This is a genomic window from Actinomadura sp. NPDC048955, assembly GCF_040649435.1.
Taxonomy (GTDB): Bacteria; Actinomycetota; Actinomycetes; order Streptosporangiales; family Streptosporangiaceae; genus Spirillospora; species Spirillospora luteofluorescens.
The window spans coordinates 24,821-39,932 of the sequence record NZ_JBEZJI010000006.1 but is presented as its reverse complement, the minus strand read 5'-3'; the positions used below and the strand labels follow the sequence as shown (position 1 = coordinate 39,932).

Annotated in this window: 10 protein-coding genes; 4 read left to right on the top strand and 6 right to left on the bottom strand. The window is 74.0% G+C overall.

All coding sequences use genetic code 11. From position 1 onward, the window contains the following. Positions 1-54 precede the first annotated feature (54 nt). The 3 genes from selA to selD are packed head-to-tail and all read left to right on the top strand — an operon-like array spanning position 55 to position 4,135. Positions 55-1,374 (top strand): L-seryl-tRNA(Sec) selenium transferase, encoded by a 1,320-nt coding sequence (gene selA / locus AB0C84_RS08375; protein WP_361062769.1) that lies wholly within the window; start codon positions 55-57, stop codon positions 1,372-1,374. Next, on the top strand, positions 1,371-3,137 hold the full coding sequence (gene selB, locus AB0C84_RS08370) for a selenocysteine-specific translation elongation factor (protein WP_361062766.1): 1,767 nt from the start codon (positions 1,371-1,373) through the stop codon (positions 3,135-3,137). Before selA ends, selB begins: the two co-directional genes overlap by 4 nt. Then, positions 3,134-4,135, top strand: a complete 1,002-nt coding sequence (gene selD, locus AB0C84_RS08365; protein ID WP_361062763.1) for a selenide, water dikinase SelD — start codon at positions 3,134-3,136, stop codon at positions 4,133-4,135. Before selB ends, selD begins: the two co-directional genes overlap by 4 nt. Here the strand turns inward: selD and fdh are convergent. The 4 genes from fdh to AB0C84_RS08345 all read right to left on the bottom strand — a co-directional run bounded on the left by fdh (position 4,132) and on the right by AB0C84_RS08345 (position 11,790). After that, complete coding sequence (gene fdh, locus AB0C84_RS08360; protein WP_361062760.1) at positions 4,132-7,383, bottom strand: formate dehydrogenase; 3,252 nt, start codon at positions 7,381-7,383, stop codon at positions 4,132-4,134. The two genes, selD and fdh, sit on opposite strands and share 4 nt — an antisense overlap. An 89-nt stretch (positions 7,384-7,472) precedes the next feature. Further along, positions 7,473-9,203 carry a hypothetical protein gene (locus AB0C84_RS08355; protein ID WP_361062757.1) on the bottom strand — a complete coding sequence of 577 codons (1,731 nt, stop codon included), beginning with the start codon at positions 9,201-9,203 and terminating at the stop codon, positions 7,473-7,475. A 143-nt stretch (positions 9,204-9,346) separates the two neighbouring features. Continuing rightward, positions 9,347-10,084 carry a hypothetical protein gene (locus tag AB0C84_RS08350; protein ID WP_361062754.1) on the bottom strand — a complete coding sequence of 246 codons (738 nt, stop codon included), beginning with the start codon at positions 10,082-10,084 and terminating at the stop codon, positions 9,347-9,349. Positions 10,085-10,209: 125 nt separating this feature from the next. Continuing rightward, positions 10,210-11,790, bottom strand: coding sequence for an MDR family MFS transporter (locus AB0C84_RS08345; protein WP_361062751.1), 1,581 nt, complete (start codon positions 11,788-11,790; stop codon positions 10,210-10,212). A 108-nt stretch (positions 11,791-11,898) separates the two neighbouring features. On the opposite strand from AB0C84_RS08345, the gene AB0C84_RS08340 reads away from it, so the two are divergent. Beyond that, the gene (locus AB0C84_RS08340; protein WP_258942665.1) at positions 11,899-12,474 is read left to right on the top strand and encodes a TetR/AcrR family transcriptional regulator; all 576 of its coding nucleotides are present in this window, start codon (positions 11,899-11,901) and stop codon (positions 12,472-12,474) included. A 45-nt stretch (positions 12,475-12,519) separates the two neighbouring features. Here the strand turns inward: AB0C84_RS08340 and AB0C84_RS08335 are convergent, their stop codons facing one another. Beyond that, complete coding sequence (locus AB0C84_RS08335) at positions 12,520-13,923, bottom strand: PP2C family protein-serine/threonine phosphatase (RefSeq protein WP_361062747.1); 1,404 nt, start codon at positions 13,921-13,923, stop codon at positions 12,520-12,522. A 266-nt stretch (positions 13,924-14,189) separates the two neighbouring features. Beyond that, on the bottom strand, positions 14,190-14,714 hold the full coding sequence (locus AB0C84_RS08330) for a MarR family transcriptional regulator (protein WP_258942663.1): 525 nt from the start codon (positions 14,712-14,714) through the stop codon (positions 14,190-14,192). Between the last annotated feature and the right edge of the window lie 398 nt (positions 14,715-15,112).

Here is a 15,112-nt window from a genome sequence, read left to right as displayed (position 1 = left end):
GCGCCGTTTGCGTGCCATGCTGGCGGGGTAGCGCTGCATGTCGGAGGTCGTCTGATGGATCGCGGAGCCGGGCCCGGCGCGGGGGAGGACGAGCGGCGGCGGATCGCCCGCACGGACGTGCTGCTCGCCGAACCCCGCCTCGCGAGCGCGGCGGGACGGCTCGGGCGCGGCGTCGTGAAGGCGGCGGTGGTCGCGGCCCAGCGCCGGGCCCGCGCCGGCGAGATCGCACCGGAGGCGGTGGCCGACGCCGCCGTCGCGTCGCTCCCGCCGAGCGCCTCCGGGCTCCGCCCGGTGCTCAACGCGACCGGCGTCCTGCTGCACACCAACCTCGGGCGGGCGCCGCTGTCGGCCGCGGCCCGCGAGGCCGTGGCGGTGGCCTCCGGCGCCACCGACGTCGAGCTCGACCTGGAGACCGGAAGGCGCGCCGGGCGCGGCCGGTCGGTCCTCGCGGCGCTGCGGGAGCGGGTGCCCGAGGCGGAGGCCGCGCACGTGGTCAACAACGGCGCGGCGGCGCTCGTCCTGGCCGCGACCGTGCTCGCGCCCGGCCGGGAGATCGTCATCAGCCGCGGCGAGATGGTGGAGATCGGCGACGGGTTCCGGATCCCCGAACTGCTCGCCGCCACCGGCGCCCGGCTGCGCGAGGTCGGCACGACGAACCGGACCGCGCCGGACGACTACGCGGCGGCCGTCGGCGAGGCGACCGGGTTCATCCTCAAGGTGCACCCCTCCAACTTCCGCATGACCGGCTTCACACGGGGCGCGGGCGTCGCGGAACTGACCGGGCTCGGAGTGCCGGTCGTCGCCGACATCGGTTCCGGCCTGCTCGCCCCCGAGCCGCTCCTGCCGGACGAGCCCGACGCCGCGTCCATGCTCAAGGCGGGCGCCGACCTCGTCACCGCCAGCGGCGACAAGCTGCTCGGCGGCCCGCAGTGCGGGCTCCTCCTCGGACGGGCCGAGCCGGTCCGGCGCCTCGCCCGCCATCCGCTCGCGCGGGCCCTGCGGGTCGACAAGCTGACGCTCGCCGCCCTGGAGGCCACCCTCCGCGGGCCGCTCACCCCGACCGCCGAGGCGCTGCACGCCGACGCGGCGGCGCTGCGGGAAAGGGCCGAACGGCTCGCCGCCCGGCTGCGGGACGCGGGAGTGGACGCGGTGGCCGTCGGGAGCGAGGCGGCGGTCGGCGGCGGCGGCGCGCCGGGCGTCGTCCTGCCGAGCGCGGCGGTCTCGGTGCCCGAGCCGTACGCGGCGCGGCTGCGGCGGGGGACGCCCGCCGTGATGGGACGCGTCGAGGACGGCCGGTGCCTGCTCGACCTGCGGTCCGTGCCGCCTGACCAGGACGGCGCGCTCGCCGGCGCCGTCCTGGCGGGGACGCCATGACGCACGTCGTCGCGACCGCCGGCCACGTCGACCACGGCAAGTCGACGCTCGTCCGCGCCCTCACCGGGATGGAGCCCGACCGGCTGGAGGAGGAGCGGCGCCGCGGCCTCACCATCGAGCTGGGCTTCGCCTGGACGGCCCTGCCCGGCGGCGACCGGATCGCCTTCGTGGACGTCCCCGGGCACGAGCGGCTCGTCACCACGATGCTCGCCGGGGTCGGGCCCGTCCCGGCCGTGATGTTCGTGGTGGCCGCCGACCAGGGCTGGCAGCGCCAGTCCGAGGAGCACCTGGCCGTCCTGGACGCGCTCGGCGTCCGGCACGGCCTCCTCGTCGTGACGCGCCGCGATCTCGCCGACGGGGCGGCGGCGGACCGGGTGCGCGAGGAGGCCCTCGCCCACCTCGCGGCAACCACGCTCGGCCGCGTCGAGCCGGTCGTGGTCAGCGGCGCCACCGGCGAGGGTCTCGACGAGCTGCGCGCGGCCCTCGAACGGCTCACCGGCTCCCTCCCGGAACCCGACCGGGACGCCGACGTCCGCCTCTGGATCGACCGGGTCTTCACGATCCGCGGCAGGGGCACGGTCGTGACCGGCACGCTCGGCGCGGGGACGATCAGCGTCGGCGACCGCCTCGCCGCCGGCGGCGCCGTCCTGCGCGTGCGCGGGCTCCAGAGCCTCAAGGAGGACCACCGGGAGATCGGCGCCGTCGCCCGCGTCGCCGTCAACCTGCACGGGAACGCCGGGGAGATCGGCCGGGGCGACGCCCTGCTCGCCCCCGGGCGCTGGCTCGCCGCCGACGTCGTCGACGTCCGGCTCCGCGGCGACGCCGCGCCGGACCTGCCGCGCGAGCTGACGCTACACGCGGGGACGGCGGCCGTGCCGGTCCACGTCCGCCCGCTGGGGGAGGACACGGCGCGGCTGTCGCTGCGCCGCCCGCTGCCGCTGCGCGTCGGGGACGCCGCGCTGCTGCGCGACCCCGGGCGGCACCGCGTCCCGGCGGGGGCGACGGTCCTGGACGTCCGCCCCGAGCCGTTCGCGCGGCGCGGCGCGGCGGCGGCGCGGGCCCGCGTGCTCGCCGCCATGACCGGCCGCCCGGACGGCGCCGGGGAGGTCCGCCGCCGGGGCCTGATCAGGCGGTCGGACCTGCTGGCGATGGGAGTCCCCGTCCCCTTCGAGCCGGTGGCGGGGGACTGGATCGCCGACCCCGCCCTCTGGAAGGACCTGCGCGAGCGGCTCGCGGCGGCCGTCGAGGAGCACGCCGCGGCGAACCCCACCGACCCCGGGCTCCCGGCCGACGCCGCGCGCCGCGTACTGGACCTCCCCGACCGCGTCCTCGTCGACGCCCTCGCCGAGGGCCTCCGGCGGCGCGACGGCAGGATCTACGGCCGGACGACCGCGCCCGAGCTTCCGCCGCCCGTGCGCGAGGCCGTCGACGCCGTCCGCCGCGACCTGGCCGCGGCCCCGTTCCAGGCGCCGGACGCGAACCGGCTCGCCGAACTCGGCCTCACGCCGAAGCTGCTCGCCGTCGCCGCCGCGACCGGCGCGCTGCTCAAGGTGGCCGACGGCGTCATCCTGCTGCCCGGCGACGACGCCCGCGCCGCCGGCCTGCTCGCCGGGCTCGGGGGCCCCTTCACGCTGAGCGAGGCGCGCCGCGCGCTCGGCACGACCCGCCGCGTCGCCGTCCCGCTCCTGGAGTACATGGACGACCGGGGCTACACGGTCCGGGTCGACGACCTCCGCCGCCGCTGCACCGGGAGGAAGCCATGACCGGACCGCTCACGAAACGGCTCACCCAGTACGCGCACGGCGGCGGCTGCGCCTGCAAGATCCCGCCGGGCGAGCTGGAGGACGTCGTCGCCGGCCTCGGCGCCGCGCCCGCCTCGCCCAACGCCGACCTGCTCGTCGGTCTGGAGACCGGCGACGACGCGGCCGTGGTCCGGCTCCGCGACGACCTCGCCGCCGTCGCCACCGCCGACTTCTTCACGCCCGTCGTGGACGACCCCTACGACTGGGGGCGCATCGCCGCCGCCAACGCCCTCTCCGACGTGTACGCGATCGGCGGCCGTCCCCTCGTCGCGGTGAACCTGCTCGCCTGGCCCCGCGACGTCCTGCCGTTCGACCTGGCGCGGGAGGTCCTGCGCGGCGGCCTCGACGTCACCGCCGAGGCGGGCTGCCACGTCGGCGGCGGCCACAGCGTGGACGACCCCGAGCCCAAGTACGGCATGGCCGTCACGGGGGTCGCCGACCCCGCCCGCCTCCTGCGCAACGACGCCGGCAAGCCGGGCACCCCCCTCAGCCTCACGAAGCCGCTCGGGCTCGGCGTCCTGAACAACCGGCACAAGGCGACGGGGGAGGTCTTCGCGCACGCCGTCGCGACCATGGCCGCGCTGAACCGCGACGCGTCCGCCGCCGCGCTGGACGCCGGGATCGCCTGCGCCACCGACGTGACCGGGTTCGGGCTCCTCGGCCACCTCTACAAGATGGCCCGCGCGTCCGGCGTGACCGCCGTGGTCGACGCCGCCGCCGTCCCCTACCTCGACGGCGCCCGCGCGTCCCTCCGGGACGGGTACGTCAGCGGCGGCACCCGCCGCAACCTCGACTGGGTGGCCCCGCACACCGATTTCGGCGCCGTCGGCGAGGACGACCGCCTCCTGCTCGCCGACGCCCAGACCTCCGGCGGCCTCCTCCTGGCAGGCGAGATCCCCGGCGCCCCCGTCATCGGCGAGTTGATCCCCGCAGGCGAGCACCCGCTGATCGTCCGCTAGACCTCGGTTCCTGTCTGGTCGGTTATGCCGGCTCGCTGCTGGTACTCGCGGACCAGTGCCGCGGCGCCCGGGCCGCGCGGGCGGCGGCCCGGGCGGATGTCGACCGACAGCGCCTTCGCCTCCTGGATGTGGGTGTTCGGATCCAGGGACAGGTGCAGCAGCTCGTTCGCCGCGTCGCCGCGGCTGTAGCCGTTCGGGCCCCAGTGGTAGGGCAGCCCGACCTGGTGGAGGGTGCGGCCGTCCACGGTCAGCGGCGACATCCGCTCGGTCACCAGGACCCGCGCCTCCACGACGCCGCGCGGGCTGACGATCGTCGCCCAGCCGCCGTGCTCCAGGCGCCGCTCGGCCGCCAGTTCCGGCGAGACCTCGCAGAAGAACTCCGGTTGCAGCTCCGCCAGGTACGGCTGCCAGCGCGACATGCCGCCCGCCGTGTGGTGCTCGGTGAGCCGGTACGTCGTCGCCACGTACGGGTAGACCTCGGCCCCCGGGTCCGTGCCGCTCGGCGCGTACCGGTTGTCGGGATGCGGCGCCGGCAGGTGCCGGACGGGGTTGCGCTGCTGCCGGTACAGCGGGTTCCGGAACGGCGAGTCCTGCGGCTCGTAGTGCGCCGGCAGCGGCCCGTCCGTCAGGCCGGCCGGCACGTACAGCCACGCCTTGCCGTCGGCCTGCATGATGAACGGGTCGTCGCCGGCGAGCGCGTCCGGCCCCGTCGCGTCGCGCGGCGGCTCGTAGTCCGGCGGGCGGTCGGCGATGAAGTCGGGCACGTCGTGGCCCGTCCACTTGCCTTCCTCGGCGTCCCACCAGACCAGCGCCTTGCGGTCGCTCCACGGCTTGCCGTCCGGATCGGCGGACGCCCGGTTGTAGAGGATGCGGCGGTTCATCGGCCACGCCCAGCCCCACTCGGGCGCCACCCAGTTCTGGTCCCTGCCGGGCTTGCGGCGCGCCGTCTGGTTGACGCCGTCGGCGTAGCAGCCGCAGTAGATCCAGCAGCCGCACGAGGTGGACCCGTCGTCCTTCAGCTGCGTGTACGACGACAGCGGGCTCCCCTCGGCGTCCCGGCCGTTGATCTCGGCGAGCACGGCCTCCGCGTCCGGCTCGCCGAGGTCGCCTGTCGTGGGGTAGTCCCAGGTCAGGTCCAGGACGGGCCGGTCCATCTCGTCGGTGGACCCGGCGAGCTTCTCCCGGATGATGCGGCCCAGGTGGTACATGAACCACAGGTCGCTGCGCGTGTCCCCGGCCGGCTCCACGGCCCTGTGGTGCCACTGGAGCATCCGCTGCGTGTTGGTGAAGCTGCCGTCCTTCTCGGTGTGCGCGGCGGCGGGCAGGAAGAACACCTCGGTGCCGATGTCCTCGGTGCGCATCTCGCCCGACTCGATCTCCGGGCCGTCCTGCCACCACGTCGCCGACTCGATCAGCGAGAAGTCGCGGACGACGAGCCAGTCGAGGGCGGCCATCCCGAGCCGCTGGATCTTGGCGTTGGCGGACCCGACCGCCGGGTTCTCGCCCATCAGGAAGTAGCCCTTGCACACCCCGTCGATCTGCGCCATCGAGGTCTCGTACGTGCTGTGCGACCCGGTGAGCCGCGGCAGGTAGTCGAAGCGGAAGTCGTTGCCGGCCGTCGCCGCGTCGCCCCAGTACGCCTTCAGCAGGCTGACCATGTAGGAGCGCATCTCGCCCCAGAACCCCTTGCGCGCGGCCTCGGCCTCGATGAACGTGTCCAGGTCCTCGTTGCTGTGGGCGTGCGGCATCGGGATGTAGCCGGGAAGCAGGTTGAACAGCGTCGGGATGTCCGTCGAGCCCTGGATGGACGCGTGGCCGCGCAGCGCCAGGATGCCGCCGCCGGGGCGGCCGATGTTGCCGAGCAGCCCCTGCAGGACCGAGGCCGCGCGGATGTACTGGACGCCGACCGTGTGCTGCGTCCAGCCCACCGCGTAGGCGAACGCGGTCGTCCGGTCGCGGCCGGAGTTCTCCGTGACCATCTCGCAGACCTTGAGGAACTGGTCCTGCGGGACGCCGCAGATCCGCTCGACCATCTCCGGCGTGTACCGCGCGTAGTGCCGCTTGAGCACCTGGAACACGCATCGCGGATGCTCCAGCGTCGGGTCCCGCTCCGGCTCGCCCTCGCCGATCGCTGCGCCGCCCGAACCGTGCGCCTCGCCGCGCGCCGCCTGCTCCACAGGGCCGACGCGGTCCTCGTACTCCATGTCGCGCTGGCCGGAGGCCGCCTGGACCTCCGTGCCCGCGTACTGCCACGTCCTGTGGTCGTAGGCGCGCTTCTCCGCGTCCAGGCCGGAGAAGACGCCGTCCAGGTCCTCGGTGTCGCGGAACTCGTCAGTGAGGATCATCGGCGCGTTGGTGTAGGCCACGACATAGTCGCGGAAGTACTTCTCGTTCCGCAGGACGTAGTTGATGATCCCGCCGAGGAACGCGATGTCGCTTCCCGCGCGCAGCGGGACGTGCGCGTCGGCGAGCGCGCTCGTCCGCGTGAACCGCGGGTCCACGTGGATCAGCTTCGCGCCGCGCGCCTTCGCCTCCATCACCCACTGGAACCCGACCGGATGGCACTCGGCCATGTTCGAGCCCTGCACGACGATGCAGTCAGCGTGCTGGAGGTCCTGCTGGAAGGTGGTCGCGCCGCCGCGTCCGAACGAGGTTCCCAGACCGGGAACGGTGGAGGAGTGTCAAACGCGGGCCTGATTCTCGATCTGCACCGCGCCGAGCGCGGTGAACAGCTTCTTGATCAGGTAGTTCTCCTCGTTGTCGAGCGTGGCGCCGCCGAGGCTCGCGAAGCCCAGCGTCCTGCGCACCCGCACGCCGTCCTGCTCCCACTGCCAGCCGTGCCGGCGCGCCTCGATCACCCGGTCGGCGATCATGTCCATCGCCGTGTCGAGGTCGAGCGGCTCCCAGCCGGTGCCGTGCGGGCGCCGGTACAGCACCCGGTGCTCGCGGGCCGGCCCGGTCGTCAGCTGGAGGGACGCCGAGCCCTTCGGGCACAGCCGCCCCCGGCTGACCGGCGAGTCGGGGTCGCCCTCGATCTGGGTGACCTTGCCGTCCTTGACGTACACGTCCTGCCCGCAGCCGACCGCGCAGTAGGGGCAGACGGACTTCACGACCTCGTCGGCGGTGCTCACCCGCGGCGTGATCCGCTCCGTGCCGGCGCTCCTGGCCGCCGCGCCCCGGCCGAGGGGGTCGTCGCCGCTGAACTGGCGGTAGACGGGCCACGACTCGATCCATGTCCGTACGCCCACGTCACACCACCCTTCACGGCTCGGTCCGCCGCCTACCCGCCGCCCGCACGGCGAAACACGCGGGGCGGGCGGCGGGGCGGGGACGCACGTCATCCGGCGGCGAACGCCGCGAGGTTCACCGAGACGGGCTCGGGCCGTCCGCCGTTCTGGACGGCGGACGCCGTCAGAACGTCGATGTGCTGGTAGCCGGGCGCGACGACGTCGCCGGGCCGCGGATCGCCGCCGAGGCCGCCCTCCGCCTCCAGGTTGAGCGTCGGGTTCGCGGCGACGCCGTTCTCATGGACGGCGTCGTCGGCGATTCCGGGCGCGGCGGCCAGTGCGATGTCGGTGACCAACTTCGTGGGGAAGTAGTGCTCGGTGAAGTCGAGCGGGTGCTCCGACAGGCTGCGGGCCAGTTCGGCGATGTCGGTGACCTCCTTGCCCGCGGACGTGAACGGGGTGCCGTCCTTGGACGTGTGCACCGGGTCGTCCGGGGCGCCGACGCGGTCGAAGTTCCGCCACGTGTACAGCGGGCCGCCCGGCTCGTCCGGGATCGCCTTCTTCTCGGTTCCGAGCAGCCGGGACAGGCCGCCGAGCCCGATGCCGCCGAGGTCGTTCGGTGCCGGGAACTCCTTGTCGACGATCTTTCCGCCGTCCCAGAACCCGAGGCTGGCCTGCATGAACGCGAGCGGCTGGGAGTTGTCGTCCAGCAGCCCGCCGAGCGCGGCGGCGTTGGTGAACCGGAAGTCCTTCACCGTGGGGGAGCCCGTGAGGAACGTCGGGTAGTCCTTGGAGAACAGGATCCGGTAGGTGGTGTCGGTGTTGGACGAGGGCGGCACGTAGGTGGCGAGGTCGGAGACGCCACCCGGGTCGAGGCGCGCCGCCAGCCCCGCGATGCCGAGCAGGTTCATCGTCTCGGTGTTGACCACCGCGGGGGCGGACAGGGCTCGCGGGATCACACCGCTCTCCAGTCCCGCCTGGACGGCGCCCGCGCCGAACTTCAGCAGGGGGACCCAGTCCTCGGGGAAGTCCCCGCCGAACCCGGGCAGCGCCGTCGAGATCCGGGTGTCGAGCGCGAAGTAGCCGGAGCACTGCTCGTACCCGGCGTCGCCCGTGGTGGAGTGGTCGCCGTCGAAGTCCCATTCGGCGAAGAAGGCCGTCAGGACGCCGCCCAGCGAGTGCCCGCCGCACATCGTCTTCCGCTTGCGCGCGGCCGGGTCGGGCAGCTCCCTGACCATCAGGTCGTACTGGTCGCGGACGGTCTGCTCAAGCCCGACGTTCTGCAGCCACTTCACCTGGTCGTTGGTCTGGTACCCGGCGAACTTCCGGCCGTCGACCTCTTTCTGCCTGTAGTAGTAGTCGATCGCTAGGTGGGCGTCCCCCGCCCGGAGCCCCGCCCGGATCCCGGTGCCGTCCTCCAGGCAGTTGGACCGCCGGTCCAGCGCCCAGAACTCGATGTGCTTCCCGCGCTCGGCCGCGGCCGAGACCGTGTTGCGCGCGACGCTGTCGAACGCGCCCGCGCCCTCCAGGATGCCGGGCTGCGCGACCAGGATCCGGTCGGCGGCGGCCGACGCGGCGGGGCCGTCCTTGTGCCGGAACCGCAGGTAGGACAGCCAGTCGCAGGCTTCGGGACGCGGGCCCGCCGACGCGGGCAGCGGCACCCTGACGCGCACGACCGACTCGGCGACGTCGGTGACGGGCGAGCTGGAGGCGACCGGCGTCTCGGTCCGGCCGGCCTCGCGCGCGCCCACCGGTGCGGCCGCCGCGGTGAGGGCCGGCAGGCACGCCGCCGCTATGGCCAGCGCCGCGAGCGCGCCGAGGGGGAGAGGGGACCGTCCCATCACATGCTCCTTCCGAGCGTGATCGGTTCAAGTCCGACTGTGGACCTGTCGTCCTCCGGGCGACAGTCCCCCGCTTGCGCAATCTCCGCCCGGCCCTTGTCCGTCGGCGACAAGACCGGCCCCGGCGCGCCTCGCGGAACCGCTCAGCCGAGGACGGCCGCGCCGACCGCGCCGGTCCGCTCGGCGAACTCGGCCCGCTCCGACGGCGACAGCGCCCGCTCGTAGACGGCGGCGGAGAGCCGGTCGGTGATCTCCTCCGCCTCCACGCGCCGCGGCCGGAGCGCCGCGCAGTCGGGGAGGTCGCCCCGCCAGCCGAAGAAGCGCGCGATGTCCGGCCCGTCCTGGGTCAGGATCGCCTCCAGCGGGGAGAGCCCGACGGCGGTCGTCGCGACGAGATGCAGCCCGCCGCGCAGTTCCCGCAGCACCTGCACCAGCTGCATCAGCCGGGCCCGGGTGGCGTCCGGCAGCGGTTCGGCGCGCCAGCCGCAGAACAGCGGCAGCCCCGACCCCTCGGCCGCGCGGACGACGCGCTCGGCCAGCTCGCAGAGGCGCGGGTCCTCCGGCAGGTGGGCCTCGCCCCAGGCCGCGCAGCCGAGGATGTACCGCCGCGTCGCCTCGCGCGCCCCGGCGACCGCGACCCCTTCGTCCCACTGGGCGCGGACGAAACCGGGCTCGAACCAGCCGAGCGCCGCCGAGACCACGTCGGCGTCGACGTCGCCCATCACCCCGCCCCGTCCGGCGAAGTAGTACGCGAACGGGTTGTCGTACCCCTGCTCCTTGCCGTGCTCCGCCGTGCCGCGCGACAGCATCCACCGCGACCCGACGTCGTGGATGATCTTGTCGGCGGCGCGGACGGTCTCCGCGGCGCTCAGCTCGCCCATCGCTGCTCTCCCGCTTCCTCGCTGATCAAGTAAGCGAAAGGTTACTGTCCGGTCGGGGCGGTCTCGCAAGGGGAGCGGCAGGGGCCGTCGTCGACGAGGACGGCCCCTGCCCGGAAGCCGCCGGATCAGATCGCGACGGGTTCGGTGACCGTGCGGTCCTCCGCGGCGGGCCGCTCCGCGGGACCGCCGCGCAGCGGGGTCTCGCGGATGAACCAGGCGGCGACGATGGCCAGCAGGGTGAACGCGGACGCCCAGAGGAAGACGTTGTGGACGCCGGAGGCCACCGCGTGCTCCACGGCGCCGCGCACGTCGGCCGGCATCCGCTTGAGCAGCGCCGGGGTGAGCCGCCCGCCGCTGCCGGAGATCGACTCGCCGGCCCTCTCGCCCAGCCGGTCGCTCAGCCCGCCGGTCAGGCGGCTGCTGTAGGCGGCGCCGAGAATCGACACGCCCAGCGAGCCGCCGATCGTCCGGAACAGGGTGGCCGCGCCGCTGGCCGCGCCCATGTCCTTCATCTCCACGCTGTTCTGCGCGATGAGCATCGTGTTCTGCATCAGGAAGCCCATGCCGGCGCCCAGCACGAGCATGAACAGACCGGTGGTGAGCTGGGTGGAGTCCACGGTGAGCCGGGACAGCAGCAGCATGCCCGCGGTCATGACGACCCCGCCGACGATGGGGTAGACGCGGTAGCGCCCGGTCCGGGTCACCAACTGCCCGACGGTCATGGTGGTGAAGAGCATGCCCATCATCATCGGCAGCAGGAGCAGACCGCTGTTGGTGGCCGAGGCGCCCTGCACCAGCTGCTGGAACTGCGGCAGGAAGGTCACCGCGCCGAACATCGCGAAGCCGACCAGGAAGCCCAGCACCGAGGCCAGCGTGAAGTTGCGGCTGCGGAACAGGCTCATCGGCAGGATCGGGGACTCCGCGCGCATCTCCCACAGCACGAACAGGACCAGCAGGACGGCGGAGCCGGCGCCCAGGCCGATGATCGTGGCGGAGGCCCAGGCGTACTCCGTCCCGCCCCAGCTGGTCATCAGCGAGAGGCAGACGATGCCGGCGGTCAGCAGGGCCGCGCCGACGTAGTCGATGCGGGCCGTGCTGCGGGGACGTTTCGGCAGGTGCATGGTCAGCGCGGTGACCACCAGGGCGAGGGCGCCCAGCGGAAGGTTGACGTAGAAGGCCCACCGCCAGCTGAGGTGGTCGGTCACCAGGCCGCCCAGCAGCGGGCCGCCGATGAAGGCCAGCGGCATGACCGCGGCCATCAGCCCCTGGTAGCGGCCGCGCTCGCGGGGCGGCACCAGGTCGCCGATGATGGCCATGGCGCCGACCATGAGGCCGCCGGCGCCGAGCCCCTGGACGCCGCGGAAGGCGATCAGCTGCGTCATGCTGTGCGCCATGCCGGCCAGCGCCGAACCGGCCAGGAACACCACGACGGCGGCCATGAACATGCCCTTGCGGCCGTACATGTCGCCGAGCTTGCCCCAGATCGGCGTCGCCGCGGCGGTGGCCAGCGTGTAGGCGGTGACCACCCAGGACAGGTGCGCCACCCCGCCCAGCTCGCCGACGATCGTTGGCATCGCGGTGCCGACCACCATGTTGTCGAGCATGGCGAGCAGCATGCCGATCATCAGCCCGCTCATCACGATGTACACCTGGCGCTTGCTCCGGGGCGGCTCCGCCGTCCCGTCCTTCGTGAGTGACGTACTCATCCCTGTCCCCGCTCCGTCCGACTTACCTGCCGCCCGGCTAGTTCTTACCTGCCGTACGGTAGGCTCGTAACTAGCCGGTCGTCAAGTAAGTTTGAGGGGGAGGACGCGATGGCCCGCCGTCGAGGCGACACCCGCGAGCGGATCCGCAGCGTCGCGCTGGAGCTGTTCGCCGAGCAGGGATACGAGAAGACCTCGCTGCGCGAGATCGCCGAACGCCTCGAGGTGACGAAGGCGGCGCTGTACTACCACTTCAAGACCAAAGAGGACATCGTCGCCAGCCTCTTCGAGGACTTCCGCGCCGAGGGCGAGGAACTCCTGGAGTGGGCGCGCGGGCAGCAGCCCAACCCGGCGTCGCGGCGGGAGTTCGTGCGCCGCTATGCCGAGATCATCGAGGGCCCCGGCAAGGAGATGCTCCGCTTCATGCAGGTGAACGAACCGGCCGTCCGAGAGCTGAAGGCCGCCTCGGACCTGCGCGAGCGCATGAGGTCGTACGCCGAGTTCATGGTCGACGAGAAGGCGGACCTGCCCGACCAGATCCGCGGGCGCCTGGCCATCCTCACGCTGCACATGACCCACTTCGCCATGCGCGACACCGCCTTCAGCGAGGACGAGCTGCACGCCGCCGCCCTCGAGGTGGCCCTCGGCCTCGTCCCCGACGACCGGCCGGGCCCGCCGGCCGAGTGACCGGAAGGCCGCCGCCCTGTCGGTAGCCGGCCGCGGGCGCCTCCCCTAGACGGCGGACTCGCCGCGCACGGCCCCGCCACGCGGGTCCGGCGCGGCGCCGCCGAGCGGATGGTTCCAGTCGAAGCACACCACGACCGCGTCGTCGGCGAGGTCGGTGCCCTCGTGGAACTCGATGAGCTCGTCGATCACGGTCAGCGGGACCTCGGCCGCGGGCTGGAGCCGGCTGCGCCGGGCCGCCTGCTCCAGCTGGTGCGCCCCGTACTCGCCGGCCGGGGCCGTCGCGGAGAAGACCCCGTCGCTGACGATGATCAGCCGGTCGCCGGGTTCGAGCTCGAACGACTGGGGGCGGTACTCGGTGTCGGGGAACATGCCGAGCGGCATCTGCTGCTCCAGCGGCACCGGCGCCACCTCGGCGCCGCGCAGCAGCAGGAGCCGCGGGGACCCCGCGTCGATGACGTGCACCTTCCCGTCGGCGAGGTCGATCCGCATGACGAGGGTCTCGGTGAACTCCCGGCCGCCGTGCCGCACGTGCACCATGTCGTTCGCCAGGCTCGCCTGCTCACCGAGGTCGGCGCCCGACCGGCGCGCGTTGCGCAGCGCGCCGACGGTCAGCGACGTCAGCAGCGCCGCGTTGATGCCGGTGCCCGAGCCGTTGGTCACGGTCAGCGCCAGATGGTCGTGCTCGACGGACCAGTCGAAGTTGTCCCCGCCGATCGAGTAGGCCGGCTCCAGATGACCCGCGAGGCTGAACGATTCGTCCGCGTGGGCGTGGCCGGGAAGGAGCTGCCACTGCAGCTCCGCGGCGAGGGTGAGGCGGTGCCGCCGCCTGGCCCGCTCGTACCGGTCGGTCCGGTTCCACGCGACCTTCAGGGCACTGCCGAGAAGCTCGCCGATCTCGGCCAGCTCGCCGACCTCGTCCGCGCTCCAGGGGCCGGACGAGCCGATCTCCAGGACGCCGAGCCGCTCGCCCCGCGCGCGCACCGGTATATAGGTCCCGGCCTCGCCGGACCCGTCGCCGTCCCCGTCGGGGGCGGCGAGGACGCGCCCGGTGACGAACGACCGCCCGGCCGGGCTCTGCCGGATCCTGATCGCTTCGGCGGCCTCCTCGGCGGCCCGCGCCTCGCCGTCCGGTACGGCCAGGGCCAGGCTGTCAGGGTGGGGCGTGGCCAGAAGCGGCGCGACCGGCATCAGGGTGCGCGAGTGGTAGTCGCTGACCAGCAGGCGGGCGGTGGAGACCGCGGGGTACTCCCGCGAGAGCGTCGCGGCCAGCACCTCGGGCAGCGCGTACGCCGGGGCGGCCCGCAGTGCCCGCTCGACCCTGGCCGTGCGCCCCGGGCGGCCGTCCTCGTCCCCGGCCGGGCGGCCGTGCTCGCCCCTGGCCGGGCGGCCGTGTTCATCCCTGGCCGGGCGGCCGTGTTCATCCCTGGCCGGGCGGCCGTGCGTGCTCATCGCGACCCCATCTCATCACTGCCTGCCGACGCGCCGGACGCGGCCGCGTTCCCGGGGCGGCCCGGTTTCCATGCACCGGGCCGCGGGAACGGCCGTGCCCCCCTCGACCGGCCGTCCAACCGCGGGAATGCGGCTCTGTCATCGGGTCCGCCCCGTCTCGGACGCAGGACCGCAGGGGAAGACTGCCAAAGAGATTGCCGTATGGCAAATACTTGATGTCGAGCTGCGGGCGGAGGGGTCCGCGCGCCGGGCCGCGCGGGCGCCGGTCAGGCCGTCCGGGACCCGAGCATCCCTCTTCCGCCGTGCTCACGCCGCTCACCCGCCTGGCCGAACTCGGTCAGCGCGTCGAGCAGCCGGCCCCGGGAGGCGGGCGACATCTGCGCCAGCACGTCCCGCACCGCCGCGCGGCGCCGCCGGACCAGCTCGGCGTGCAGGCGCTCGCCCTGGTCGGTCAGCCGCAGCACGATCTCGCGCCGGTCGACGCGGGCGGTCTCCCGCACGATCAGCCCGGCCGCCTCCAGCCGGTCGCAGAGCCGGCTCGTGGACGAGGGGATCGCGCCGAGCTCCTCGGCGAGCCGGCCGAGGTTCAGCCGGCCGAACCGCGCGATCACCTCGACGGCGCGCAGCTGGATCGGCGAGATGGCGGGTTCCAGGCCCTGGTCGGCGCGGTTCCAGAGCAGCGCCGTCGCGCTCAGCACGCGCTCCACGGCGGCCGCGACGTCGTCCGGGACGGCGCCGGGTGCTTCGCTCGCCTGCTGTTCGCCTGACGGCCGCGGTCGTCGCTGACTCACACCTCAGCCTTTCGCACGGAGTCCCCGCCGGTGAGGCCTCTCCTCGGCCCCCGGTGGCCCCGCCGCGCCGCCCCCGGTCAGGGACCGGACGGTACGGTCGCGGGCGGTACCACGATAGGGGCTCGGGCCGTCGGGACGCACGGCCGCGTCCGCGCCGGTGTGCGGAGGCGCCCTCCGGCCGGTCCCGCCCCCGCCGGGAGGCAGGCGCGCCATAAGGCGCATTCGGGGCGTGCGCCCCGGCATTCTCGATTTCATGATCGATAAATCCCCCTTCCGTGCGGGTGGACCATTGCGGCCAAAGCATGTCCTTGGCGGATATGTGCGATGTAGCATTTGCGCCCAGACGTTGCCGATCCACGGGGGACGGGCATTCGTGGTGAGTCGATACGGGGGCACCC

What these genes read in the sequence shown, in the direction of transcription:
- selA (WP_361062769.1), top strand. Translation starts at nt 55, where the DNA reads ATGGATCGCGGAGCCGGGCCCGGCGCGGGGGAGGACGAGCGGCGGCGG.
- AB0C84_RS08350 (WP_361062754.1), bottom strand. Translation starts at nt 10,084, where the DNA reads ATGGGCGAGCTGAGCGCCGCGGAGACCGTCCGCGCCGCCGACAAGATC.
- AB0C84_RS08345 (WP_361062751.1), bottom strand. Translation starts at nt 11,790, where the DNA reads ATGAGTACGTCACTCACGAAGGACGGGACGGCGGAGCCGCCCCGGAGC.
- selB (WP_361062766.1), top strand. Translation starts at nt 1,371, where the DNA reads ATGACGCACGTCGTCGCGACCGCCGGCCACGTCGACCACGGCAAGTCG.
- AB0C84_RS08355 (WP_361062757.1), bottom strand. Translation starts at nt 9,203, where the DNA reads ATGGGACGGTCCCCTCTCCCCCTCGGCGCGCTCGCGGCGCTGGCCATA.
- AB0C84_RS08335 (WP_361062747.1), bottom strand. Translation starts at nt 13,923, where the DNA reads ATGAGCACGCACGGCCGCCCGGCCAGGGATGAACACGGCCGCCCGGCC.
- AB0C84_RS08340 (WP_258942665.1), top strand. Translation starts at nt 11,899, where the DNA reads ATGGCCCGCCGTCGAGGCGACACCCGCGAGCGGATCCGCAGCGTCGCG.
- selD (WP_361062763.1), top strand. Translation starts at nt 3,134, where the DNA reads ATGACCGGACCGCTCACGAAACGGCTCACCCAGTACGCGCACGGCGGC.